Raw genomic sequence first — 25279 nt, forward strand, 5'->3', positions numbered from 1 at the left:
CCGGAGCCGGCACCGACTCTCCGGAGGGATCGCAATGAGAGTGTCCAGACGCCTGTCGGCCCTGGCGGTCGCGCTGGCGGCCGGCATAGCCCTGGTCGCGCCGGCCTCCGGCGCGCAGGCCGCACCCGCGGCGCACACACCCGGATTCAGCAACGCACAGGCACAGGCCGGCGCGTCGATCGAATCCACCGTCGGGTCGGTGGCCCTCGACGGCACCCGCCCGTACGTGTTCGTGATCGGCGGCGACGGCAACCTGTGGGTCAACTGGTGGAGCGGTTCCTCCTGGTACTGGAGCAACGAGGGACGGCCCGCCGGCGCCACGATCGCCGCCGGCATCGGGGTCACCGCGCTGGACAACGCCAGCCGGCCCTACGTGTTCGTCCGCGGCAGCGACGGTGCACTGTGGACGCACTGGTGGAGCGGATCCGCGTGGAGCTGGAGCAGCCTCGGTGCGCCGAGCGGCACCTCCATCGGCGCCGGGGTCGGGGTCGTCGCGGTGAACGGCACCCGGCCGTACGTGTTCGTGCGCGGTGGTGACGGCAACCTGTGGGTCGACTGGTGGACCGGGTCCGCGTGGGTCTGGTCCAACCAGGGGCGCCCCCGCGATGTCGCGCTGCGCCCCGGCGGCAACGTCATGGCGCTCGACAACGCGGCCCGGCCGTACGTGTTCGTCCGCGGCGGCGACGGGAACCTGTGGGTGAACTGGTGGAGCGGTTCGGCGTGGTACTGGTCCAACCAGGGCCGCCCGTCCGGCACCACGATCGACGCGCAGATCGGTGCCGTGGCGGTGAGCGGCAGCCAGCCGTTCGTGTTCGTGCGCGGTGGTGACGGCAATCTGTGGGTGAACTGGTGGAGCGGTTCGGCGTGGTACTGGTCCAACCAGGGCCGCCCCTCGGGCACCTCGTTCGACGCGGGCATCGGTGCGGTGGCGGTGGACGGCACCCGGCCGTTCGTGTTCGTGCGCGGTGGTGACGGCAATCTCTGGGTGAACTGGTGGAGCGGTTCGGCGTGGAACTGGTCCAACCAGGGCCGCCCGTCGAGCACCGCGCTGCGGGCGGACGGCAGTGTGCTCGCCGTCGACAACGCCAGCCGACCGTACGCCTTCGCGGTCGGTGGGGACGAGAACCTGTGGGTCAACTGGTGGAGCGGCTTCGCCTGGAACTGGAGCAACCAGAGCGCCCCGTAGCCACGTCCCGCATCCGCGGACCAGGCCCGGCGGCGCGCCGGACCTGGTCCGTCACGGCACCGCATGTCACCCGAACAAGTGACATGCGTGGTCCGGGGCGGCGTGCAGGCCTACGGTTGCCCGGTAGTCCGGCCTGCCGCCGGAGAGGCGAAGCTTCGAGGAGGAGCTTCATGTCCCTGCGCATCGAGCGTTGGCGCGGGTCGGGTGTGATCCGGCCGTTGCTCGTACTGGCGGTCGCGACGATCGGGCTCGGGCTCGACTATCTCGCCTGGACGCTGCTCGGGCCGCTCGGCCTGAGCCTGTCCGGGATGGGCGGCCTGGGCGAGGTCGGCGGCCCGGTGTGGTTCGGCGCCGTGGTCGCGGCGGCCGGGCTCCTGGCCGGTGTCCCCGCCGGAGTGTGGGCGGATCGCTTCGGCGCAGGACGCGTGGTCGCCGCGCTGTCCGCGGGGTCCGCGGTCGCCGTGCTCGGCCTCGCTGCGGTGCACACGATGTCGGAATGGGTCGCCGTCGGCGTCCTCACCGCGGTGGCGGGCACGACCTTCGGCGCCGGCGGCGCCGCGGTCCTCCAGATGTACGCGGCACGCAGGCGCGGGCTGGCGCTCGGCATGTACGGCGCCGGGACCGCCCTCGCCTCCGCGGTTGCCGTCATCACCCGGCCGGTGTTCGCCATCGACGGGGACGAGCGCCTCCTCGGCCTGGCCATCCTGCTCGGCTGCTACGCCCTGCTCGCCCGGGCCGTCCTGCCGAACCGGCCGGATCCGGCCGCCCGACGGGTCCGGCCGCGCAGCGAGATCGGCACGTTGCTGAGGACCCCGGCGATCAAGCACCTCTCCGCCTGGTATGCGGTGTCCTTCGGCGGCACCGTCGCCTTCGACCTCTACCTGCCGCGATACCTGCACCACGGGTACGGCTTGACGATCGGTACCGCGTCGGTCTTCGCCGGAGTGTGCTTCGGCCTGACCGCGTTGAGCTGCCCGCTGGGCAGCTGGTGGTGTCGTCGCCGGCAGCCGGTGACGCTGCTCGTCGCCTGCCACGCCGCGATCGCGGTGGTGCTGTTCATGCTGGCCTTCCCGCCGCCGTCGATCGCGGTCCCGATGCTGCTGCTCGGCATCCTGGCGGTGAGTCTGGGCGGGATCGGCGGCGTGGCGCTCAGCTTGCTCGGCGGCAGCGTCCCGGTCGGCCGGGCCGCCGCCACGCTCGCAGTGGTGTGCGCAGTCGCCGGGCTGTTGGGCCTGCTGCCCCCGCTGCTGCTGGCATCGGTCGATCGCCTCGACGGCTCGTACGCGATCGCCTTGACACTGCTCGCCGTCGCCGCGCTGGCGGCCGCCGTTCGCCTGCACCGCCGCCGCCGGTGGATCAGCGCTGCCGCCAACTTCCCGGCGATCGCGACGCCCGGACTCGGCACCGCGACCACCGTCGTCGCCGTGTCGGCACGGGACATCGGCTCACACATCACCGAGGTCGTGCGGGCCTTGAGCTCGCTCGCCGGCAACGACGAGCTGACCATCGCGTACGCCACCACCACCGGGCACGACGGCGGCGACCTGGTGGCCGCGCTGCGCGAACAGCTGCCCGGCCACAGCGTGCTGGCCGTGGTGACCGCCGCCCCGCCGCACCCGCACGAGCAGGACCTCATCGCCGACCTGCTCAACAGCGGTGCGGTGCCGGTCGCGGTCCTGCCGGACGCCGACCCGGCCCCGAGCGCCCTTGCCCTCGCCGCCTACCTGGACGCCGACCAGGTGCTGTCCGTGACCGCCCAGCAGACGCTGCGGCTGGGCACACCGGTCCGGTCGCTGAGCGGCGGCGGCACTCCGGCTTAGGGCTTGTCTCAGGCGTGCGCGAGGCTCAGGTCGTGCGCCGGCTGAGCGGATGTGATCCGGCCAGAATTCTCCAGTTCGATCCGCGGACACCGACGACGGGATCGAGGACGGCCACCGAGAGCACGAGCGGGCTGCCGGTCGGCGACGACTACGCTCCCGTGCATGACGGCACATGACGGCAAGCCGGCGGCGGGATCTGACGGCGACAGCGCTCGGAATTCGAGTCAGGCGTGGCAGGAGCTCGCTGCGGACTACGAGCAGGCGCGTGCCCGGGACGACTCGCTGGACCGGCTCGTCGAGTGGCCGGCAGAGCGGGACCTTCTCGGTGATGTCGCCGGACGCTCGATTCTCGACCTGGGCTGCGGCAACGGCGGCAAGCTTGCGGAGCTCGTCCGCGACGGCGCAGTCGCCTGCGCCGGCGTCGATATCAGCGGAAACTTCGCCGCCTCCGCGCCGGCCGGTTGCGAGCTGATTCAGGGTGACCTGTCCGATCCAGACTCGTTGCCGGAGCTGAGTGGTCGCACGTTCGATCGGATTCTGTTCCTGCAGTCGTTCGGCTACGCCAAGGACCCGGTGCGCACGTTGCGTGCCGCGCGAGCGTTGTTGAGCCGAGACGGATTCATCCTGCTCACCAGGACTCAGCCCATCCGGTACGCCGTCGAACGCGCCGAAAAGAACGGGACCACGTTGGGCGAAGAGTACTTTTCCCAGGCCGACTACACCTACCGCACCGGCTGGAATGAGCACATCGCGCTGACGAAACGCACCTACACCATGTCCGACCTGCTCAACGTGTTCAGCGCGGCAGGACTGTGGATCGAGACCGCCCGCGAGCCCCAACTCGACGAGGAAGCCGGGCGCCGCTACCCGCACAAGCAGGCGTGGATGAACAAGTACCTGGGCATCCTGATCTTCAAGCTGCGGCCCTTGGCCCCGCCTGCAGGCGGCCCACAGCGATGACACCGAGCTAAATCAGCTGGCTCGTGAGGAACAGGGTGGTTCCGTGCACCGGGTCCACTTCCTTGCGCTCGGTCTCGGTGAACCCGACCTTGGCAAGCACTCGGCGGGACGCAGCGTTCCAATCCCAGACCGTGGCCGACAGGCGGGCGTACCCGGACGATCTCGCCCAGTCCATAACCGCCACCGAGGCTTCGGTCGCATAGCCCTGCCGCCAGAATCGGCGCAGTAGCTCGAACGCCAGTTCCGGTTCCCCTTCCGATCCCCGCCCGCCGTCGGTCAGCCCGCAGTAGCCGATCACGTCACCGGTGGCCTTACGCTCGATCGCCAACAACCCGATCGGCGACGGCTGGCTCGTACGGATCAAATCCGCGAGCTCCGCGACCGTCGGGTTTCCGTCCGCGTCGATACGACGGTGCGGCGGCACGCGTGGATCACGTTCGGTCCACAGCTCCCGCTGAACGGCCGCCTCGGCCACCCGCCAGCGCCTGAGCAGCAGGCGATCCGTCTCGAGCACGACCTCGCTGCCCGGAGTCGCTGCGGCCGCCATGACAGCAACTCTCTCATGGCCATACCCCACGCAGGCGTGCTCATCTACCAGAGGGGTCGTCACCGTGCGTGGCGCGGGGGCGAGTCGTGCCTCGCCACCCGGTGACGATCGAGTCGCCGTAGAACACGACGGTCGGATGGTTCAGTGCGTGCGGGGAGGTTGCTGGATGCTATCGACACCGTTGGCCGCCGAAGAGGCGGACCGCGATGCCCGATCGTGGTTTGTCCGGGCCCGGGACCTGGCCAAACACGGATGGAGCTTAGGCTAGGCTCGGCTACCCGTCCCCGGCCCCGGAGCGATCCCATGTCCCCAGCCCGCGTAGCACTCCTCGGCGCAGTCGCTGGCCTGACCATCTTCCTCGGCCTGCCCATCGGCCGGCTCCGAGCGCCCGCCCCACGATTGCGCGCGCTGCTCAACGCGGGCGCCGTCGGTGTACTGCTGTTCCTGCTGTGGGACGTCCTGGCGCACGCCTGGGAACCGATCGACGCCGCGCTCGCCGATCACCATTTCGGCCCGGCCGCCGGGTACGGCCTGGTCATGGCGGCCGGGATCACCGTCGGCCTGCCCGGGCTGGTGTACTTCGACCGATGGATCGCCCAACGTGGCGCCGCCGGGCCCACCGCGGCGGCCGCCCCGCCGCTGGTGGCGGCCGCGACCGGCAGCGCGAGTCACCTCACGGAGGGTCAGGCCCCGGCGAACGGCGTCGGGCCTTCCCGCCCCGGCCCGGCCGGGACCGGCGCGGCCGGCCGGCTCGCGCTGCTCATCGCGGTGGGGATCGGGCTGCACAACTTCGCCGAGGGTCTCGCGATCGGCAACTCGGCGGCCAAGGGTGAGCTGGCGCTGGCACTGCTGCTGATCATCGGATTCGGGCTGCACAACGCAACCGAGGGGTTCGGCATCGTCGCGCCGATGGCAGCGGGCGGGATCCGGCCGTCGTGGGGCTACCTCGCCCTGCTCGGACTCATCGGGGGCGGCCCGACGTTCCTGGGCACTCTGGTCGGGCAGCGTTTCACCAGCGATCCGGTCAGTGTGGCGTTCCTGGCCCTGGCCGCCGGATCGATCCTCTACGTGGTGATCGAGCTGCTCGCCGTCGGGCGGCGGATGGCCGCCAAGGAGATCACGACCTGGGGCATCCTCGCGGGTCTGCTGCTCGGCTTCCTCACCGACGCGATCGTGACCGCCGCGGGAGCCTGACCCCGGCGCAGGCGTTGCCCCGCGGTCCTAACCTCTTGGTCGATCACATCGGCCTTCGGAGGAGACGGCACATTGACGGGTACGTCGGCGGCACTGCACGCGACCGTGACGGTCTCGGTCCTGGCCGGGACGCCCGTCACCTGGCGGGCGATCCGTGCTGACCTCCGGGATCAGCCGAACCAGGTCCGGCGGTGGCACCGCCCCGGCTGGTGGCTGGCTGTGGTCGTCGCCCTACTCTTCGTCAACCAGGTCATGTTCACCGTGTACGCGCTGCGCGTCCGTCACGGGGACATGTCGTACCTGGGCGGATACGTGCCGGCCGGTTGGTTCGAGCTGGCCGACGGCCCGGCGATGAAGTGGCTGGCCGGCCACACACCGGCCCCGCAACTGTTCGCGGTGTGCGCGCTGCGGGTGCCGTCCCTGCTGGAACTGCCGCTCGGCATGCTCGCCTATCTGACCATCGTCAACTGGCTCGACCCGCGTTGGTACCGGCGGCTCACGACACCCGCCGTCATCGCGCTCACCTCCGCGTCGTACTCCATCACCTTCGGGCTGATCGAGTGGGCGATGCACACGGCGTACACGATGCAGGACCTTGTCCTGCGCGCCGTGAGCGGCGTGATCACCGCGCTCGCTGTGATCCGGCTCGGTCGGCGCGCCCCGGTGTCGCCGGATGCCGTCGGCCCGCGCAGCGCCACCGACCTGCTGGCCTTCGCTGCCTCGACCGCCGCCCTCGGCTACCTGATCCTCGCCCTCTACGACAGCGTCCTGCTCTACAGCATGGGCCGGGTCGACGACCACCTGCCCGGGGCGGCGGTGGCCGCCGTGGTGCTCGCCGGGTCGCGTCTCGCCGCGCGCCGGCGTCATGGCGCGGCCCCGGGCGGCGCCTGCCTGGATGCTCTGACCACCGGCCTGTCCTGGTGGCTGGCCCTGTTCCTGATCCCGGCGCTGGCCATCCGGTACGAACTCGGCTTCGGCTCGCGCCTGTTCGCCGCCGCAGCGGGCCTGCTGGTCATCGCCGCGGCCACGATCGCGGCGATGACCGAGGTGTACGGGCGGCTGCCGGTGACCGGGCGGGCCGAAGCGGCCCGCCGCTGGTCGCTCGGTCTGGCCGTGGCCGCCCTGGTTGCGGCGCTCGCCGCCGGTTTCGGGCTGGCGGTTCCCGCGAACCACTCGGAGATCCACCTGTTGTGGGCGGCGGCCCTGTTCGTCCTCGCGGCGACCCTGGTCTGCGCCGCCTGGGATCGCAGGACGCCAGCTCCCGCTGAGCATGGGATGCCTGGCGGTCAGGGTTGCGCGCCATGATCACCGGAATCATGCCAGTGGGTGCGAAAAGGCCCACCTCGCGTCGGGCCTAAAGTCCCTGTTGGACCGCAGGCGGGCGATGGCACGCTGGCGCTGAATGCGACCGGGATGGATGCCCCTGAAGGGTGTGACATGACCACGCTCGATCAGCCAGCGGACGAATCCATTCGGCAGTTCAGTGTGGAAATTCCCAAGGACGCGCTCGACGATCTGCGTCGTCGCCTGGCGGCAACCCGCTGGCCGAGCAGGGAGGTTGTCGGCAACCGCGCGCAGGGGGTGCAGCTCGCCACGATGCAGGCGCTGCACCAGTACTGGGCGACAGAGTACGACGGACGGCGGGTCGCATCCCGGCTGAACGCACTGCCGCAGTTCACCACCGAGATCGACGGCGTGGTCATCCACTTCGTACACGTCAGGTCCGGGCACCGGGACGCGCTACCGCTGATCATGACGCACGGCTGGCCGGGTTCGGTCATCGAGATGCTCGACTCGGTCGGCCCGCTCACCGACCCCACCGCGCACGGCGGCGCCGCCGCTGACGCGTTCCACCTCGTGCTGCCGTCCCTGCCCGGGTACGGCTTCTCGGGAGAGCCGGCCGAACCCGGGTGGGATCTCGTGCGGACCGCGCGGGCATGGTCGGAACTCATGCGCCGGCTCGGCTACGACCGCTACGTGGCCCAGGGCGGTGACGTCGGCGCCGGCATCACCGACGCGATGGGACGCCTGGGCCCGGACGGGCTGGCCGGGATCCACACCAACCTGCTTGTGCCCGCGCTCAACGATCCGGCAACACTGCCGAACGCCACGGACGCGGAACGCGCGGCGCTTGCCGCGATCAAGACCTTTCAGACCAGCGGGAACGGCTATTTCGTGGAGATGGCCACCCGGCCGCAGACCATCGGGTACGCGCTGCTGGACTCGCCGGCCGCCCTCGCCGCCTGGATGATCGACCATGACACCGACGCTTACTACAAGATCGCCCGCGCGTTCGTCGACGACGAGCCCTCCGGCAACCTCACCCGGGACCACATTCTCGACAACATCACGACTTACTGGCTGACCGGTACCGGCGCATCCGCAGCCCGGTCGTACTGGGAGGCGTACGGTCCGGACTCACCCTCCGCGGGCAGCCGGCCGCTCCCACCGCCCCGGATTCCGGTCGGCTTCAGCACTTTCCCCGGCGAGATCTGGCGAACGCCACGTAGCTGGGCCGAGAAGTCTTACCCTACGCTCAACTACTTCGGCGAGGCCGGACAAGGCGGTCATTTCGCTGCCTGGGAGGAGCCCGAATTGTTCGCGGCGGAACTGCGGGCCGCATTCCGTCCGCTGCGATGACCGCCGGTCCCGACCGCTGGCGAACGGAAGAGGTCAACCATGAAAATCGTCGTTGTCGGGGGCACCGGCCTGATCGGTTCGCGACTCGTGTCGAGACTCGGTGAGCAGGGCCACGAGATGGTGGTGGCAGCTCCGAGCACCGGGGTCAACACGCTCACCGGCGACGGCCTCGCCGACGTGCTGGACGGTGCGTCCGTGGTGATCGATGTGTCCAACTCACCGTCCTTCGAGGACACCGCGGTGATGAGGTTCTTCGAGACCTCCACGCGTAATCTGCTCGCCGCCGAAACCCTTGCCGGTGTCGCCCACCACGTTGCCCTGTCGGTCGTGGGGACGGAGCGGCTGCCCGAGAGTGGTTACCTTCGGGCGAAGCTCGCTCAGGAACAGCTGATCGAGAAGTCACCGGTCCCGTATTCGATCGTGCGCGCGACACAGTTCTTCGAGTTCGTGGGCAGCATCGCCGACGCTGCCACCGCCGACGGCGCGGTCCGTGTGCCCCCGGTGTTGTTCCAGCCCATCGCGGGCGACGACGTCGCCCAGGCGGTCGCCCGCGTCGCGATCGGATCACCATTGAACGGCAGGGTCGACGTCGCCGGGCCCGAGCGGTTCCGGATGGACGAATTCTTCCGGGAGGCCCTGGCCGCCCGGCACGACGCTCGTGTGGTCGTCACGGATTCCCGGGCTCGGTACTTCGGCGCCGATCTGAGCGAGGGATCCTTGGTGCCGGGCGCAGACGCGATCCTCGCCGAGACCCGCTACCGCGACTGGCCCGGTCGAGAGGCGGTAGGTAGGTAGCTCTCCGGACGGCCGGGCGCCACATTGGCCGGGTGGCCCTCCAGGGCCGCCCGCGGTTGATCTCCGCCGGTTCGGTGTCAGGCCACCCTGCCGTCACGGCGGAGCCATCGAACCAGCGCAACCTGTCGATGTGAACCGCTTCACAGTCATTCGATACGTGGGTCTGGCCGGCGCGCTCGCGCTGTCGATCGCAGCTTTTCTCGGTGGTGCGTTGCCGGGCGGTGACCTGGCGTCCACACCGATGAGTGTTGCCCGCGGGCCACACGGGGGCCTGATCCTGTGCTGCTGGCTGGCGGGCAACGCCGCGCTGACGGCGGCGTGGTGGGCGGCGCGTTCCGGTGTGCCGTCGGTGCGGTGGGTGGCTGCCACCATCACGATGTGGCTGCTGCCCTTCATCGTGGTGCCGCCGACGGGCAGCAGGGACGTCTACTCGTACGCCTGTCAGGGCTACCTCTTCGCCAACGGCCTCAGTCCGTACGAGGTGGGGGTGGCGACGCTGCCGTGTCCCTGGCTCGATTCCGTCGCGCCGATCTGGCGTGACACCCCGGCGCCGTACGGTCCGCTGTTCATGTTGCTGGCGGTCGCGACGGTGAAAGTCGGTGGCTCACTCGGGCCCGTCATCGCGTTGTGGCGGGTGATCGCCGTGGTCGGCGTCGTGGCGACCGCCGTGTGCCTGCCGACCCTCGCCCGTCGGTGCGGAGTGCCGGCCGAGCGGGCCTTGTGGACCGCGCTGGCCGGTCCGGTCGTGGGTGTCCATCTGCTCGGCGGAGCGCACGGCGACGCGTTGATGCTGGGCCTGATCATGTCCGCACTGGCGCTGCTCGTGACCCGTGCCGGCCGTCCGGCCGGTGTGCTGGCTGCGGGGGCGTTGCTCGGGCTCGCGGTCGCGGTCAAGGTGTCGGCGCTGGTCGTGCTGCCGTTCGCGGCGCTGGCCGCGGTGGCAGGACCGGTGCGATTCCGTACGCTGCTGCGCGACGGCGGATGGCTGTGCGCCGGGTCGGTGAGCGCGATGGGGGCGGTGACGGCCGTCAGCGGGCTGGGCGTGGGGTGGATCGCCGGGCTCGGGCACGCCGGCGACCTGGTCCAGTTCACGTCGCCGCCGACCGCGGTCGGAATGACCCTCACCTACGCGGGACGGCTCGTCGTGCCCGGGGCGGATGCCGTTCCGGCGATCCGGGGGATCGCTCTGGCGTTGCTGGTCGCGTTCCTGATGGCCCTGTGGTGGGGCATCGCGTCTCGGCGGGGCGACGTGCCTCGGGCCGCATTGCACGGCGCCGCGCTCGCCCTCGCCGCCACGGTGAGCCTCGCCCCGTCCTTCCACCCCTGGTACGTGACCTGGCCGCTGGTGCTGCTGGCCGCGACGACGATCCATACCGATCTGATCATGGCCGTCGCCGCGGCGTCGGCGTTCCTGGTGCTGCCGGATGGAAGCGGACTTGCCCGCTTCGCGAAATTTCCGGGCGCCCCGTTGATGACCGCGCTGGTCGTGGTCTTCCTGGTGGTGCGCAGCCGCGAGGTGTTGCGCAATCGCGGACTCGACACCGTGCCGTACGTTGGCGATCATGCTCGAAGGACTCGCCCAGGTGCCGTGGGCTGATCTGCAACACGCGTACGGTTGCGCCGCTGACGTCCCGGACCTGATTCGCGCGCTGCGCTCGCCGGACTCCGACGCGCGCGAGGAGGCGCTCTGGGAGCTGTACGGCAACATCTTCCACGAGGGCAGCCGCTACGAGGCCAGCGCGTACGCGGTGCCGTTCCTGCTGGAGCTGGCCGCGGATCCGGACACGCCCGACCGCGGCGAGATCGTGGAGCTGCTGACGGCGCTGGCGATCGGTTCCGACGAGCCGTGGCTCCCCGGCGGCTTCCCGGTCGCCGAGTACCGGCGGTTCACGTCGGCGGGCGAGCAGCTCGTCCAGGATGGCGTCGAACAGGACTCGCTCGATGGCGAGCAGCGTCGGCAGGTGCGGGCGTACTACGAGCTGCGGGCATACGACGCGGTCCGGGCGGGCGCACCGACGCTGGTCGCGCTGGTGACCGATCGCGATCCGTCCGTGCGGGCGGCGGCCGCGTACGCATTGGGGTGGCTCCCGGAGGAATCGGGCGTCAGCGTGCCGGCGCTGACCGCCGCGGTCGCCGATCCGGAGCCCCGGGTGGCGGCGGTTGCACTGGTCGCGCTCGGCCTGCTCGGCGCGGACGACGACGCCACCGCCCGGGTCGTCGAGGCGGCGCTGGCCGACGAACGGGACATGGTGCGCTGGGGCGCGGCGATCGCGCTGGCCGGCCTGCGTGGCCCCGACGCCGATCCGCGGGTCGTCGCCGAACTGGTGCACTGGGTCGGCACGGACACCGACTACGAATCCGGCATTCCGTGCCTTGCCGGCGATATGCCCGGGTACGCGGGCCAGGCGCTCGGCCAGCTCGGCGAGGCCCACGCGGAGACCGCCCTCGACGCGCTGCTCGCCCGTCTGCGGACGGTGACCGGCGGCCCGCCGGTGCTGCCGGTCCTGAGCGCGGCGTTGAGCTGGGCTTTTCCGGACGGCCAGGTCGACGACGGTACGCCGTTCGCCGCGCTCGACGAACGGCAGCAGCGTCTGGTGCGGGTGCTCGCCGAGTCGCCGGCCGCGTGGAAGTGGGACGACGGTGACTTCGGCAACGTCTCGGTGATGATCAGCAATTACGGTCTGCCGTACGGCTTCCAGGCCGTGTGCGCCTACATTCCGTGAGTGCGGCGTTCAGACACGTCAGATCTGGGCAGGGTTGATGCCGTCGATGGCGACCGGCAGATGGCGCGGCCCGCGCAGGACCGGGTTGGTGCGGTACGGCGGAGGGTCGACGATCAGGCGCGGGTTGACCAGTCGGCGGGCCAGTTCGGTGAGCGCGATCTGGGTTTCCAGCCGGGCCAGCGGCGCCCCGAAGCAGTAGTGGATGCCGCCGCCGAAGCCGAGGTGCTGGTTGGTGTCGCGGGCGAGGCCGAACCGGTCGGGGTTGAACCGGTCGGGATCGAAGCGGTCGGGATCGCGGACGTTGGCGGGATCGCGGCTGCCGGAGGCCAGGACCAGCACGACCCGGGAGCCCTTGGGAATGGTGGTGCCGGCGATCTCGATGTCGTCGAGCGCGGCGCGCCACGGGACGAAGTGCACCGGGGGCTCGTAGCGCAGAAGTTCCTCGACCAGGTGGATGGCCAACTCGGGGTCGCGGCGCAACCGGTCGAGTACCTCGGGATGCCGCAGCAGGGTGAGCATGCCGTTGCTGATCAGGTTGACGGTGGTCTCGTGTCCGGCGATCAGCAGCAGGAACGCGGTGGACAGCAGCTGTTCGTCGGTCATGCGTCCCTCGGGGCCGTCGTCGGTGGCCAGCGCGGAGAGCAGATCGGCGCCCGGTGCCCGCCGGTGAGTGTCGACGAGACCGGCGAAGAACTGGCTCATCTCCCGTACAGCTGCGGCGCGGTCGCGCTGGACCTCGGCGGCGTTTGCCACGCCCGGGTCGAGGGCGGCAACCATCGCCTCGACCCAGACGTGGAAGCGGGGCTCGTCCTCGCGCGGTACGCCGAGCAGTTCGCAGATCACCGTGACCGGGAACGGATAGGCGACCTGGTCGACGATGTCGACTTCGGTCTGACCGGCGAGGCCGTCGATCAGCCCGGCGACCATCCGGCGCAGGTCCGCAGCCATCCCGTCGACGCGGTCGGGGGAGTGGGGCGGGCCGAAATGCCGCGTCGCCAGGCGTCGCAGCCGGTCGTGGTCGGGTGGATCGCGGAGGATGAAGCTCGGCGGCAGGCCCGGTAGCTCCTCGGACACCGTGGCGGACTCGGGCAGGTTGTGCGGGTTGGAACTGATCCTCGGATCGTGCAGCAGCTCGACGATCTCGCGGTAGGTGGAGACGACGTAGCTGCCGTCCTCCTGGCGGGCCACCGGCGTCTTGCGCAACTCGGCGTAGAGCGGGTACGGATCGGCGCGGTTGGCGTGGTCGAGGATCTGCGCGAAGACGCTCGGCGGCGCGGTCATCGCCATGGCGGCCTCCTTCGGGCTGGTGGACTCGTGCGACGGTCTCGATGGGGAGTCACTGCGGCAGCAGGGTGGCGCGCCGGTCGGCGGGGTCGTATCCGGTGAGCACGACGGTGGCGTCCTGGGTGGGGATCGGCTGGGCGGGGAACCCGGCCGGGACCGGACGGATGTCGGCGGGCTGGTCGACGGTGTGCAGCGCGGGCGGGAACGGCGCGCCGCGTTCGATCTGCCGCTGGTAGAACTCCAGCCACTTGGACTGGTTGAACGTGACTGCGCCGACCAGGCGGCCGCGGCGTCCGTACGCGGCGACGAAGCGGCGGTCGGCGACCGAGCCCTGGGTGATGACCACCTCGTCCGCGATGCTGGGCACCCCGACGGACTTGATCTCGATTCCGAACTGGGTGGACCAGAAGATCGGCACGGCCAGGTGCGGCCAGCGTGCCGCCTGGCTGCTGATCATGTTGTGGGCGGCGACCTCGGCCTGGCTGACCGCGTTGCCCCAGTGCTCCAGGGCGAGGAACTGGTAGCCGAACAGCGGCTGCGGGGCCCGGGCGATGTCGCCGGCGACGAAGACGTCGTCGGTGACCAGGCCGTTGGCGTCGAAGGCGCGGCAGCCCGCGTCACAGGCCACCCCCCACCGGCCGGCCGCGAGCCCTGATCCGGCAAGCCACTCGACGTTGCGGACCCCGCCGAGCGCGGCCACCGCCACGTCGACGTCGAGGGTGCTTCCGTCGGAGAGCCGGGCGCGGCGCAGCCGGCCGTTGTCTCCCTCCAGCGCGGCCACCTTGACGCCGGTGCGCAGGTCGACGCCGGCGGCGCGGTGCATGTCGGCGGCCACCGCGCCGATCACCCCGCCCAACGCGGCGACCAGCGGCGCCGGGCCGGCCTCGACCACGGTGACCGGCAGGTCGAGCTCGCGGCATACCGAAGCGACCTCCGAGCCGGTGAACCCCGCACCGATGACCAGTACCCGGCCGGGCCGCGCGGCCAGCGACCGCCGCAGTCCGTCGGCATCCTCGCGGGTGCGCAGCACGAACACCCCTTGCAGTGCCGCCTCGGCCGGATCCGGCCACGGCCGGGCGCGGACTCCGGTCGCGATCAGGAGCCGGTCGAAGGGGACGGTTGTCTCGTCGGCCAGCCGGACCTGCTTGCCGGCCAGGTCCAGGCCGGTTGCCGCGACGCCGAGCCGCCAGTCGGCGTCGATGGCCTGGCGTCGGGGCAGCCCGGTGTGCTCGGGCGACACCCAGCCCTCCTGGACCTGCTTGGACAGCGGGGGCCGATCGTACGGGTCGCAGGGTTCGTCACCGATGACGGTCAGCGAGCCGGTGAACCCCTCATAGCGCAGGGCGCCGGCGGCCCGCGCCCCGGCCAGCGAAGCCCCGACGATGACGATCCGTCCGGTCTTCAAGAACTCCTCGTCCATGCCGGCGCGGCGCGCTGCGACGGCGGTGCGCTCCCCGTTCTCGGCCGGCCCTCGGTCGAGGACGATCGCCTGCACCGGGCAGGCGGCGGCCGCCCGCAACACCCGTTCGCGCATGTCGTCGCTGGGATCGGGGTCGTACAGCAGGGCCTCGCCATCGCCGTGCATGGTGAAGACGCTCGGGGCCAGGAAGGCGCACTGCGCGTAGCCCTGGCACCGGGTGAGGTCAACGACGAGCTTCATCTCGGCGCTCTCCCTTCGGGCGGGGATTCGATGGGACCGGCGGCGGGCATCCCGACGCTGCCCGTTTCCGTACGGGACGTCCGGCGCGCCGCTGGGCGCCGGGTCATGGTGTGTCTTCGCTCATCTCCGCGGCACCACCCGCGTCGGATGAGCAGATATGTTCGCGTACCGGCTCAGGAGCAGCCACGAAGGTGCCGGGGGCTGCCGAAGACGTCACGGGCCAGAGCGGCCGAGGTACACGGATCGGACAAGCACGCCGGAATTGCGCGCGGCAGCGCCCGTCATCTCACCCGGTCGGGATGATGCGCTCAACCTGCGGCGGCCCGTCGAGTCGCGCGTCCATCATGGAGGCGCGAATCCTGTCGTGGACGACCTGGGGAGGCCGCATGCACCCCGACAAGACCGTGACGCCGCTCCGCCGTGACCGAGCCACGGTCCGCCGCACAGATGATCATTCACCGGTGATCCACTTTGTCGTTGGTCCCGGTACAGCACTCATGCCTGCGACGCCCCTACGTTCCTGGCCATGAAACCACGACTGCGTTCGGGCGTGCTCGTCGCGCTCACCGTCACGACGATCGCCATCGGCGCACCCGCCGCTGCTTACGGCGCTGCGCCGCAGGCGGTGTCGTCGGTCGCCGGGCACGCCCTGCCGCCCTACCAGACCTGGATCGCGGACGTGACTGCCGTGACGAACGAGGCACAGCGCTACCTCGCCGGACGCCTGCCCGACGCGTCGGTGAAACCGGCGATCGTGATCGACATCGACAACACCGCCCTGGAGACCACGTACCGGCCGGGCCTGGTCTCGCCCGCGACCGGGCCGGTCCTGGCGCTGGCGCGGCAGGCCGCCGCGGACGGCGCCGCGGTCTTCTTCATCACCGCCAGGCCCCAGGTGCTGGGCTGGCAGACCGCGATCAACCTCAGGGGCGCCGGCTACCCTGTCACCGATGCCTACCTGCGTCCGTGGTTCAACACCCAGCCGGACGCCGAGTTCAAGACCGCGACGCGCAAGCGGATCGAGGATTCCGGCTACCGCATCGTGGCCAACATCGGCAACAACCCGAGTGACCTGTCCGGCGGTTTCGCCGAGCGCACGTTCAAGCTGCCGGACTACGACGGCCAGCTGATCTGATCCGCCCCGTCGTAGGGGACTCACGGTCGATGGCGTCGACGCCCGGTCGCCTTGTGGCTGACCGCGGCGCCGCCGGGATCAGTCCCGGCGGCGCAGCACCACCAGGGCGTGTCCGGGGACATCGAGGGTCCCGCCCGCCTTGCCTGCCCTGCGCCGAGCGGCAAGCAGCGGATCCGCGGTGTCGATGACGATCTCCCAGGACCGGCCGTAGCCCCGGTCGGGCAGGGTGAACGTAGTCTGCTCGGCGAGCGGATTGAACAGCAGCAGGAACGAGTCGTCGACGATCGGCTCGCCCAGCGCATCACGCTCGGGGATGCCCTGGCCGTTGAGGAAGACCGTCATGGTCGCGTTCGGTGCGGACCAGTCGTCGGGCGTCATGGGTGTCCCGTCGCGGCACAACCAGGCAATGTCCGGCAGCTTCGCGTCCGCGACCGGCTCACCGGTGAAGAAGCGACGACGCCGGAACAGCGGATGCTCGGCGCGCAGCCGGGTGAGCTGCTGGGTGAAACGGGTCAGGACCTCCTGGTCGCGGGCGCCCGCCCAGTCCACCCAGCTAAGCTCGCTGTCGTGGCAGTAGACGTTGTTGTTGCCGTGCTGGGTACGGCCGAGCTCGTCGCCGTGGGAGATCATGGGCACGCCCTGGGACAGCAACATCGTGGCGAGCAGGTTGCGCTGCTGCCGTTCCCGTAGTTCCTTGACCTCCGGCTGGTCCGTGGGTCCCTCGACGCCGCAGTTCCAGGACCGGTTGTAGGTTTCCCCGTCGCGGTTGTCCTCGCCGTTGTCCTCGTTGTGCTTCTCGTTGTACGACACCAGGTCGGTGAGTGTGAAGCCGTCGTGCGCGGTGACGAAGTTGATGGACGCGATCGGGCGGCGCCCGTCGATCTCGTACAGGTCCGAGGATCCGCTGAAGCGTGAGGCGAGTTCCCCGAGGCTGCCCGGGGCGCCGCGCCAGAAGTCACGTACGGTGTCGCGGTACTTGCCGTTCCATTCCGTCCACAGCGGCGGAAAGCCACCCACCTGGTAACCGCCGTCGCCGACGTCCCATGGCTCGGCGATCAGCTTGACCTGGCTCACGATCGGATCCTGGTTGACCAGGTCGAAGAATGCGGCCAGGCGGTCGACCTCGTGGAATTCGCGGGCCAGCGATGCCGCCAGGTCGAAGCGGAATCCGTCGACGTGCATCTCGGTCACCCAGTAGCGCAGCGAGTCCATGATCAGCCGCAGCGACTCGTGGTGGCGGACGTTGAGGCTGTTGCCGGTACCCGTGGTGTCGTAGTAATAGCGCTTGTCCTCGTCGACCAGCCGGTAGTAGGCGGGGTTGTCGATGCCCCGGAACGACAATGTCGGGCCGAGACGATCGCCTTCGGCGGTGTGGTTGTAGACGACGTCGAGGATGACCTCGATGCCGGCCCGGTGCAGCGCCTTGACCATCGCCTTGAACTCCTGCACCTGCCCGCCGTAGCCGCCGAACGAGGCGTAGCCGTTGTGCGGGGCGAAGAAGCCGATCGTGTTGTAACCCCAGTAGTTGGTCAGGCCCCGGTCGATCAGCGCGCGGTCGTGCACGAACTGGTGCACCGGCATGAGTTCCACCGCGGTCACACCGAGCCGCCGGAAATGCTCGATCATCACCGGGTGGGCCAGCCCCGAGTACGTGCCACGCACGTCCTCCGGCACCCCGGGATGCCGCATGGTCATGCCTTTGACGTGCACCTCGTAGATGACGGTCTGGTGGAACGGCACCCGTAGCGGGGTGTCGTTGGCCCAGTCGAAGAACGGGTTGATGACCACGGAACGCATCGCGTACGGCGCGCTGTCGGTGTCGTCGTAGGAATCCGGGTCCCCGATCCGGTACGAGTACAGCGAGTCGTTCCACTCGTTGTTCCCGTCGATCGCCTTGGCGTACGGGTCGAGTAGCAGTTTGCTGGGGTTGCAGCGCAGCCCGGCGGCGGGCTCGTACGGGCCGTGCACCCGGTAGCCGTAGCGCTGGCCGGGCACGATCCTCGGCAGGTAGCCGTGCCACACCAGGGCCTCGCGCTCGGGTAGGTCGATCCGGGTCTCGACGTTGTCGTCGTCGAACAGGCACAGCTCGACCCGCTCGGCGACCTCGGAGAACAACGCGAAGTTGACACCGCCACCGTCGTAGGTGGCGCCGAGGGGGTACGGGTTTCCGGGCCACACCTTCATCGGCCCATCAGATCAGGCCGCGCCGCACCTTGCCAGGACGTCTGACGTGGATGTTTACCGGCGCGTAACGAAGTTTCCATCTCCCGGCCGGACCGGTTCGCTGAACTGGCCGCGGAATGCGGCCGGCATGCGGTCGCGGAAAGGACAACTGTGATGCGAATCCGTACGCGGCGAATCGGGCGGGCCGGGCTGGTGGCCGTACCGGTGCTCTCCGCGCTTGCCCTGGTCGCGGGCGCGGCACCGGCGCAGAGTTTCGATTCGGCCGATGCGGCTCGCGGTGCCGTCAGCCGTGGCCACGCCCGCAATGTGATCATGCTGCTGGGCGATGGCATGGGCGATTCGGAGATCACCATCGCGCGCAACTACGCCAAGGGCGCGGCCGGTCGCCTGGCCATGGACACGCTGCCCCTGACGGGCGAATACACCACGTACGCGGTGCAGAAGGCGGACCCGACCAAGCCGGAATACGTCACCGACTCGGCCGCCTCCGGCACCGGCTGGTCGACCGGGCACAAGACCTACAACGGGGCGATCTCGGTGACCCCGGACGGCAAGCCGCAGCCCACCATCCTCGAACAGGCGAAGAGCGCCGGCTACCGGACCGGTGACATCACCACCGCCGAGCTGACCGACGCCACCCCGGCAGTACTGGCCTCGCACGTGGTCGACCGGTCCTGCCAGGGCCCGGCCAACATGGCCGCCTGCCCGGCCAACGACAAGGCGAACGGCGGCCCCGGCTCGATCGCCGAGCAGGAGGTCCAGACCGGCGCCGACGTGCTCATGGGCGGCGGCAAGCAGCGCTTCGACCAGAGCGTGACGGCCGGTCCGTTCACCGGCAAGACCGTGACCGACCAGGCGAAGGCCGCCGGGTACACGGTCGTCACGGACAACGCCGGACTGGCCGCCACCCACCGTAACCAGCGGGTGCTGGGCCTGTTCTCCGCGGGCAACATGGACCTGGAGTGGACCGGCCCGCTCGCGGCACCGTTCCCGGCGAACACCACCCCGGTGGCGTGTACCCAGTCCAACCCGGCGCGCCCGGCCACCATGCCGCACCTGTCCGACATGACCCGCAAGGCGATCGACCTGCTCGACGCCAAGTCCGCCGGTTACCGCGACAAGGGCTTCTTCCTCCAGGTCGAGGGCGCTTCGATCGACAAGCAGGATCACGCCGCCAACCCGTGCGGCCAGATCGGCGAGACCGTCGAGTTCGACCGGTCGATCGCGGTCGCGCTGGACTACGCCCGTAGCCACCGCGACACCCTGGTCGTCGTCACCGCCGACCATGGGCACACCAGTCAGATCATCGAGTACCCGCAGACCAGCACGCACCACAGCCCGGGCGCCATCGCCACGCTCCTGACCGCCGACGGCGCGCCGATGGTGGTCAACTACGCGACCGTCTCCGGGGCGCCGAGCTCCTCGCAGGACCACACCGGCACCGAGGTCCGCATCGCTGCCCAGGGCCCGCAGGCCTACCGCGTACTGGGTGTCACCAACCAGACCGACCTGTTCACCACGTTCCGCGCAGCCCTCAACCTGCACTGAACCCGTGCCTCGGCGGTGGCCCGACCGGGGGGGCCACCGCCGAGGCCACGCACGTGCGCAGCGAACGCAAACGACCGCCTGCAACGATCGGCAGGCGGTCGTGGTGAGCTACATCTCGGTCACCCACTGTTTACGCCATTGATGTAATTGAGTGGCTAGTGTGGTGGTATGACCGCTCCCAATGACTCCGACCGGTTGGTCCGCGACGCTCGCCGACTCGCCGGGCTGCTCCTCGCGGATCTCCCGGAGCGGTGGCGGCACACCGCCGGGGTGGCGCGGCGGGCCGAGCGGCTGGCAGGCACCGTCGATCCCGCTGATGTGGGCCTGCTGGTGGCGTCGGCCTGGTTGCACGACATCGGGTATGCCGCGTCGTTACGTGGCTTCGGTTTCCATCCCCTCGACGGGGCGCAGTATCTGCGCGCACACGGCTGGCCGTCCAGGCTGGTGGGCCTGGTCGCCCATCACTCGGAAGCGTTGCTCGTCGCCCGGGTGCGCGGCCTGGCCGACCACCTGACCTGTTTTCCGCATGAGCAGTCTGCGGTGAGCGACGCGGTGACGGCCGCGGACCAGGCGGTCGGGCCTGACGGGCGGCCGATGAGTATCGACGAGCGCCTGACCGACATGCTGCGCCGGCACGGATCCGATTCCCCCAACGCGATGGTGCATCCGCAGCGTGCGCCGCTGCTGCGCGCGGCCGTTCGCCGTGTGGAACTACGACAGGCAGGCAAGACCGTTCCGACGATCGCCGAGTTCGCGTTGGTCAGGCCCTGATCCTCGGCCGAAGGCCTTCGGCAGTCACTGTGGTGCTCCGGCGGCCCCGTCGGGCGGTGGATCGGCCAGGGGCCAGCCGCCCGCGGCGAGCCGTGCGGACACCCGGGCGACGTCCTCGGGCGCGGCCGGCTGCAGCACCGAGTCGTGGATCATGTTCTCGATGTCGTCGGTGCTCACCGGGTCGTCGTTGAGAATGGCCTGGTCGGCCAGGTCTTGAGCAATCTTGCGGACCTCGGGCTCGGTCAGCTTGCGGCGCAGCAGCCCGAACAGCACCACATAGTCCTGGCGTGGCACGCCGGCGGGATAACCCCTGCGCAACCACTCCACCGCGCGGTCGAGAAAGTTCGCCCTCAGCTCGCCCACCGGCGCTCCTCACTTGTCCACGATCGTCGGGATGCCATTGCTGAAGCTCAGCTTCATGCCCAGCCCGGACACCACGATGTACAGGATGCCGAGCAGCGCCCCGAGCGCCACGACGGCGAACAGCAACCAGCCGATCACGGTGCCGATCGGGTGCGCCCGCGGACCCGGGGCGTCCGCGCGGTGGTTCTCGGCATCCCCGCCGGCGCCGTACGCCATGGCCCGGATGCCGAGGCCGAACAGTGCGGGCAGACCGGCACCGAGCACCAGGCCCGCGATCAGCACCCGCCACGCGCCTTGCAAGGACAGTTCCAGGGTGTGCATGACCGGAATCCCCTCAGCTGGCGACGCCGGCCGGCACCGGTTGCGCCGGTGGACGATCGTCGTGCCACTCGTCGTTGACGTTGGCGGCATCCACCGGGGCGCGCCGGGAGCGCTGCCACATGAAGAAGGAGAACGCGATGAGCAGCGCGAAGATCACCAACGCGCCGATCTCGCCGCCGATCAGGTGGGCCAGCCACCACATGACCGCGCCGGTCACGGCGGCCGCCGGCATCGTGAGCAGCCAGGCGACGACCATCCGTCCGGCGACCCGCCACCGCACGTACGCCCCGGGACGGCCCACGCCGCTGCCCATGATCGACCCGGTGGCGACCTGCGTGGTGGACAGTGCGAACCCGAGGTGGCTGGAGGAGAGGATGACCGCGGCGGAGGACGATTCGGCGGCCATGCCTTGAGGCGGGGCGATCTCGACCAGACCCTTGCCGACCGTACGGATGATCCGCCAGCCGCCGAGGTAGGTGCCCAGCGCGATGGACAGGGCGCAGGACGTCTTCACCCAGAACGGGATGCTGCCGGTGTCGGTCCAATAGCCGGAGGCGATCAGCGCGAGCGTGATGACGCCCATGGTCTTCTGCGCGTCGTTGGTGCCGTGTGCCAGGGACACCAGCGAGGCGCTGCCGATCTGTCCCCATCGGAACCCGCGGTCGGCGAACCGTTTCGCGACGCCCATCGTCGCCCGGTAGACCAGCCAGGTGCCCACGGTGGCGACGATGCCGGCGATCACCGGGGACAGGATTGCGGGTATCAGAACCTTGCCGACCACGCCGTCGAGCTTCTTGCCGTTGCCGACCCAGTTGACGCCGGCCCAGCCGAGCCCTGCGATCGTGGCGCCGATCAGCCCGCCGAACAGCGCGTGTGACGAGCTCGACGGCAGGCCGAGCAGCCAGGTCACCAGGTTCCACATGATGGCGCCGACCAGCCCGGCCAGCACGATCAGCAGCAGGTCCAGGCCGCCGTTGGAGACCAGATCCTGCCGGGGTGCGCCGGTCGCACTCTGGATTTTCACGACGGCGTTGGTGACGGTCAGGGCCACCTCGACGGACAGGAACGCGCCGATCAGGTTCAGCACTCCGGACAGTGCCACCGCGACCTTCGGTCGCAGCGCTCCCGTGGCGATGGAGGTGGCCATCGCGTTGGCGGTGTCGTGGAACCCGTTGGTGAAGTCGAACCCGAGCGCGGTGACGATCACCAAGGCAAGAATCACGGCGGTTTGGCTCACCCCCGCATCGTCATGCCGTTGCGGGAGAAGGGAAAGTGGTGGAGACCCGTCGAGCCAAGAGTTTCACTGAGGGTCGCCGCGTCGTCACATTGATCGACGGACATTGCGATCCAGCAACCCTGTCCCGGGAAAGTCCCCCGGGACAGGGTTGTCGAGCATGACGTCAGTCGGAGTCCGTCGAGGGGAGGTAGGCGCCGGGTACGTTCCCCGGCGCGAGGATCGCGTGCTCACCGGGGTACGGCTTCGCCCAGTCGTGCGCCTGGTACCACGTGAAATGGTTCATCTGCGCGGGGTTCGCGAAGTCGGGCCGGGCGTTCGGGCCGCCCAGCCGTTGCTGCTTCTTCCAGGCATCCCACTGCGCCGCGAGCCGCCGCTCGCCGGCCGGCACCGCGCCCGACGGCGGGGCCGCGGCACGGGGGTCCAGCGGTGCCGGGGTGTCGACGCCGCACGGCGGCGGGGTCGCCAGGCCCAGGGTCAGCGAGGTGCGGTTGGGCAGCGCGGTGAACGGCGTGAGGTCCGCCCGTTCGGTGAACGCCGCCCGCATCGGGGTGGCCGCGCTGTCCTTCTGGTTCATCGGCTGGATGCCGAGGATCTGCTCGATGGTCCGGATCATCGTGATCTGGGAGTAGAAGTGGCTGTCGACGACGCCGTGCACCGCCCACGGGCTGATGATCTGGATCGGGGCGCGGTGGCCGTCGACGTGGTCGAGGCCGGCCTGCGAGTCGTCCTCGACCAGGAAGATCGCCGAGTCCTTCCAGTAGCGACTGTGCGAGATGGTGTCGACCACCCGGCCGACCGCGAGGTCGTTGTCCGCGACCTGAGCGGCGGCGTTCGGCGGGCCGCCGGTGTGGTCGCTGGAGAACCAGAACATGTTCAGGTTCGCCGGCCCGTTCTTCTGGAAGTCACGCTTCCAGATCTCGTACCGGTAGATGTCGGGGACGTCGGTGTCGAACTTCGGGAAACCGGCGACCGACACCGCGTTGAGCGACGGGATCGGCGACGACGAGAGCATCGGGTACGTGGTGTCGTTGCCTGTCGACGCCATGGTCTTGGTGTCGCAGTACAGGTTCTGCCAGGTGGCGCCGGACGGCTTGGTCAGGAACTGGTGGAATTCGCCGAAGTCGCGCACGGTCTTCCCGGCTGCCTGCGCACCGGTCCACAGGAAGCCGGTCCGCTGGTGACCCAGCGCGTCGTCCTCGGTGTCGTAGCTGCGGATGTATTCACCGGCCGAGGACTCGGTGTATTCCGGATCGTCCGCCTGCATCAGCCAGTTGTGCCCCTCGGCCGAGTTCGTGCCGATGTCGTACGTGTTGTCGAACAGCCCGAACTGCCGCTCCATCGCGTGCTGGTTCGGCGTCACGTTCTCGCCGAACTCGGTCAGCGCCGGGTCGCGCTCGCCCCGCGACTCATCACCGAAAAGCTGGTCGTACGTACGGTTCTCCTTGACGATCAGGAAGACGTGCTTGATCGACGACGGGTCGCCGAGCCGTCGCGGAACCGGCACACGCCGCGCCGTGCCCGTGCCCTTGACGATCGAGCCGGGGGTCCAGCCGTTCTGGCGGAAGACCGCGGCTGTCCCGGCCCTGATGGCCTGGTCGTCGGGGAGCGTGAAACGCTGGAGACTCGACGTCGTGTCGTGGGTGTTGTGCCCGCCCTTGGTGGTGGGGCGGCGGGCGTCGATGCCGCGGGTGTTGGACACCAAGACGTTGTCGCCGACCGTGGCGATCTCGGCGGGGAAGTAGTCGGTAGGCAGCAGGCCGACGTAACTGACCGGCTCCCGGGCGGACGTGTACCGGTACACCGCGACCGCGTTGGCGCGGCCGAGAGTGACCAGCAGGTGACCGTCGCCGGTGAGCGTGACGGCGTCGGGTTCGTAGCCCACCGATGCCTGCGGCCACGGCTGGGTGGCGACGGTCTGCACGACCGCGTCGACGGCCGTGTCGATGACCGAGACGTCGTTGCTGGCCGTGTTGGTGACGAACAGCGTCTTGTTGCGGGCGTACAGGGCGGTCGGGTGCAGGCCGACGTCGATGCTGCGTACCGCGGCTGCCGGGTTTGCCAGGTCGATGACGCTGACCGTGCCGGTGGTGGTGGCAGCGGTCACCGGGTCCGCGGGTACCGGCGTGTTGTACGAGTTGATCGTGGTGTCGCCGGGCCTCGCCGGGCGCCCGCCCTCGTTGCTGACATAGAGCTTGGTCCCGACCACGACCATGCCCCGCGGGGCGTTGCCCACGGCCCAGCTGCGTTGGATGGCCCCGGACGCCGCGTCGATGGCGACCACCCGGTTCTGGCCGTTGACCGCGGCGTACACGGTGGCGCCGTCGGCGGAGAACACCGCCTGCGACGCGAGCGCGTGCCTGGGGCCGTCCGGCGGGATCGCGACGAACGTGGGGTTGGCGAGGGTCCCGTCGGCGTTCACGGTGAACCTGCGGTAGCCGTCGGCCTGCCCGAGCCACAGCCGGGTGCCGTCGGGGGAGTACGCGGGGCCCTCCTGGCCCACGTCGTTGCCGCTGATCCGCAGATCCGCCGCCGCATTGTTGCCGACGAGCTGCTGCACCTTCCACGTCGTCAGGTCCACGATGACCAGCGCCATCCCACCGTCGGCGACCGTTGCCGCGAGGTGGGTGCCGTCCGGGCTCACCGCCGACGACATGATCTTTCCGTTGTTGACGACCAGGCGGGTACCGACCGGATCGATGTACTGGTCCGCGGAGACGACCTGACCCCGGTCGGTCTCCTGGCCGACCTGGTCGTTGCCGAACCGGTCCGTCGACGCGAACGCGATGCCGGCGCCCGCGGTGACGACGACGGCGGTGGTTGCGGCGGCGACCGCGAATGCCCGGTGGCCGACGTGCGTCCGGCTCCAACGGCCGTTCCCAGCGGGCCGACGGCGGCGTTCTACCTGCATGAA

At 70.2% G+C, this 25279-nt stretch carries 20 protein-coding genes; 12 read left to right on the forward strand and 8 right to left on the reverse strand.

Annotation, left to right across the window (positions count from 1 at the left end):
• The first annotated feature begins 40 nt into the window (after positions 1-40).
• The 3 genes from ACMCNK_RS00860 (at position 41) to ACMCNK_RS00870 (ending at position 3966) form a co-directional block, all read left to right on the forward strand.
• A complete protein-coding gene (locus tag ACMCNK_RS00860; RefSeq protein ID WP_412734435.1) occupies positions 41-1186 on the forward strand; it encodes a hypothetical protein in 1146 nt (381 codons plus the stop codon).
• A 170-nt stretch (positions 1187-1356) separates the two neighbouring features.
• Entirely contained in the window at positions 1357-3006 is a 1650-nt protein-coding gene (locus tag ACMCNK_RS00865; protein ID WP_412734436.1) for an MFS transporter, read from the forward strand.
• A 162-nt stretch (positions 3007-3168) separates the two neighbouring features.
• Positions 3169-3966 (forward strand): class I SAM-dependent methyltransferase, encoded by a 798-nt coding sequence (locus ACMCNK_RS00870; RefSeq protein ID WP_412734437.1) that lies wholly within the window; start codon positions 3169-3171, stop codon positions 3964-3966.
• Between the two features lie 7 nt (positions 3967-3973).
• On the opposite strand, the gene ACMCNK_RS00875 is transcribed toward ACMCNK_RS00870, so the two are convergent.
• The gene (locus ACMCNK_RS00875) at positions 3974-4576 is read right to left on the reverse strand and encodes a GNAT family N-acetyltransferase (RefSeq protein WP_412734438.1); all 603 of its coding nucleotides are present in this window, start codon (positions 4574-4576) and stop codon (positions 3974-3976) included.
• Positions 4577-4816: 240 nt separating this feature from the next.
• Here ACMCNK_RS00875 and ACMCNK_RS00880 point away from each other — a divergent pair, with 240 nt between their 5' ends.
• The 6 genes from ACMCNK_RS00880 to ACMCNK_RS00905 all read left to right on the forward strand — a co-directional run bounded on the left by ACMCNK_RS00880 (position 4817) and on the right by ACMCNK_RS00905 (position 11865).
• Positions 4817-5707 carry a ZIP family metal transporter gene (locus ACMCNK_RS00880; protein ID WP_412734439.1) on the forward strand — a complete coding sequence of 297 codons (891 nt, stop codon included), beginning with the start codon at positions 4817-4819 and terminating at the stop codon, positions 5705-5707.
• 72 nt (positions 5708-5779) lie between these two features.
• Entirely contained in the window at positions 5780-7012 is a 1233-nt protein-coding gene (locus ACMCNK_RS00885; protein ID WP_412734440.1) for a hypothetical protein, read from the forward strand.
• A gap of 132 nt (positions 7013-7144) precedes the next feature.
• A complete protein-coding gene (locus ACMCNK_RS00890; RefSeq protein ID WP_412734441.1) occupies positions 7145-8347 on the forward strand; it encodes an epoxide hydrolase family protein in 1203 nt (400 codons plus the stop codon).
• Positions 8348-8386: 39 nt separating this feature from the next.
• Positions 8387-9142: an SDR family oxidoreductase gene (locus ACMCNK_RS00895; protein ID WP_412734442.1), complete on the forward strand. Its 756-nt coding sequence runs from the start codon at positions 8387-8389 to the stop codon at positions 9140-9142.
• A 130-nt stretch (positions 9143-9272) separates the two neighbouring features.
• Complete coding sequence (gene mptB, locus ACMCNK_RS00900) at positions 9273-10739, forward strand: polyprenol phosphomannose-dependent alpha 1,6 mannosyltransferase MptB (RefSeq protein ID WP_412734443.1); 1467 nt, start codon at positions 9273-9275, stop codon at positions 10737-10739.
• Complete coding sequence (locus tag ACMCNK_RS00905) at positions 10705-11865, forward strand: HEAT repeat domain-containing protein (protein ID WP_412734444.1); 1161 nt, start codon at positions 10705-10707, stop codon at positions 11863-11865. Before mptB ends, ACMCNK_RS00905 begins: the two co-directional genes overlap by 35 nt.
• An 18-nt stretch (positions 11866-11883) precedes the next feature.
• On the opposite strand, the gene ACMCNK_RS00910 is transcribed toward ACMCNK_RS00905, so the two are convergent.
• Positions 11884-13152, reverse strand: a complete 1269-nt coding sequence (locus ACMCNK_RS00910; RefSeq protein ID WP_412734445.1) for a cytochrome P450 — start codon at positions 13150-13152, stop codon at positions 11884-11886.
• A 49-nt stretch (positions 13153-13201) separates the two neighbouring features.
• Positions 13202-14809 (reverse strand): FAD-dependent oxidoreductase, encoded by a 1608-nt coding sequence (locus ACMCNK_RS00915; RefSeq protein ID WP_412734446.1) that lies wholly within the window; start codon positions 14807-14809, stop codon positions 13202-13204.
• Positions 14810-15335: 526 nt separating this feature from the next.
• Between ACMCNK_RS00915 and ACMCNK_RS00920 the strand changes: the two genes are divergently transcribed.
• Positions 15336-15944, forward strand: coding sequence for an HAD family acid phosphatase (locus tag ACMCNK_RS00920; RefSeq protein ID WP_412734447.1), 609 nt, complete (start codon positions 15336-15338; stop codon positions 15942-15944).
• A 78-nt stretch (positions 15945-16022) separates the two neighbouring features.
• On the opposite strand, the gene glgX is transcribed toward ACMCNK_RS00920, so the two are convergent.
• On the reverse strand, positions 16023-18128 hold the full coding sequence (glgX, locus tag ACMCNK_RS00925; RefSeq protein ID WP_412734448.1) for a glycogen debranching protein GlgX: 2106 nt from the start codon (positions 18126-18128) through the stop codon (positions 16023-16025).
• A 153-nt stretch (positions 18129-18281) separates the two neighbouring features.
• Between glgX and phoA the strand changes: the two genes are divergently transcribed.
• Both phoA and ACMCNK_RS00935 read left to right on the forward strand, forming a co-directional pair.
• Complete coding sequence (gene phoA, locus ACMCNK_RS00930; protein ID WP_412734449.1) at positions 18282-19676, forward strand: alkaline phosphatase; 1395 nt, start codon at positions 18282-18284, stop codon at positions 19674-19676.
• A 168-nt stretch (positions 19677-19844) separates the two neighbouring features.
• A complete protein-coding gene (locus ACMCNK_RS00935) occupies positions 19845-20447 on the forward strand; it encodes an HD domain-containing protein (protein ID WP_412734450.1) in 603 nt (200 codons plus the stop codon).
• 24 nt (positions 20448-20471) lie between these two features.
• On the opposite strand, the gene ACMCNK_RS00940 is transcribed toward ACMCNK_RS00935, so the two are convergent.
• From ACMCNK_RS00940 to ACMCNK_RS00955, 4 genes are all read right to left on the reverse strand, one after another.
• Entirely contained in the window at positions 20472-20810 is a 339-nt protein-coding gene (locus ACMCNK_RS00940; protein ID WP_412734451.1) for a DUF3349 domain-containing protein, read from the reverse strand.
• 9 nt (positions 20811-20819) lie between these two features.
• Positions 20820-21131 carry a hypothetical protein gene (locus ACMCNK_RS00945; protein ID WP_412734452.1) on the reverse strand — a complete coding sequence of 104 codons (312 nt, stop codon included), beginning with the start codon at positions 21129-21131 and terminating at the stop codon, positions 20820-20822.
• Between the two features lie 13 nt (positions 21132-21144).
• Positions 21145-22368 carry an inorganic phosphate transporter gene (locus tag ACMCNK_RS00950; RefSeq protein ID WP_412734453.1) on the reverse strand — a complete coding sequence of 408 codons (1224 nt, stop codon included), beginning with the start codon at positions 22366-22368 and terminating at the stop codon, positions 21145-21147.
• A 163-nt stretch (positions 22369-22531) separates the two neighbouring features.
• Positions 22532-25276, reverse strand: coding sequence for an alkaline phosphatase family protein (locus ACMCNK_RS00955; RefSeq protein WP_412734454.1), 2745 nt, complete (start codon positions 25274-25276; stop codon positions 22532-22534).
• Positions 25277-25279: the final 3 nt, after the last annotated feature.

This window comes from Krasilnikovia sp. MM14-A1259, from assembly GCF_047159535.1.
GTDB lineage: Bacteria > Actinomycetota > Actinomycetes > Mycobacteriales > Micromonosporaceae > Actinoplanes.